The sequence below is a fragment of the Acinetobacter sp. KAM396 genome, assembly GCF_021602765.1.
Lineage (GTDB): Bacteria > Pseudomonadota > Gammaproteobacteria > Pseudomonadales > Moraxellaceae > Acinetobacter > Acinetobacter towneri_A.
In genome coordinates this window covers 1-209 of sequence record NZ_BPPH01000141.1, presented here as the reverse complement: position 1 = coordinate 209, position 209 = coordinate 1, and the positions used below count along the sequence as shown (strand labels likewise).

1 pseudogene is annotated in these 209 nt (G+C 42.6%); it reads right to left on the bottom strand.

From position 1 onward, the window contains the following. Positions 1-209: pseudogene (locus L6C30_RS14890) on the bottom strand (IS66 family transposase); the annotation flags it as partial.

The window sequence follows — 209 nt, the reverse complement described above, 5'->3', positions numbered from 1 at the left end:
AAACAGCGCCAGTTCATGCTCGTATTTTTGATTGAGAATAGAAAGATGCTGAACTTTAGAATCTAATTGCTGATTGGTGACTTCAAGATGTTGAACTTTGGCATCTAATTGCTGGTTTGATTGTGCTAGAGACTGATGCTGCATCGCCAACTGCCGGGTAAATTCCAGCAGTTGTTCATGGGTCAGTTGGCTTAAGTCAGGCAGCGTAT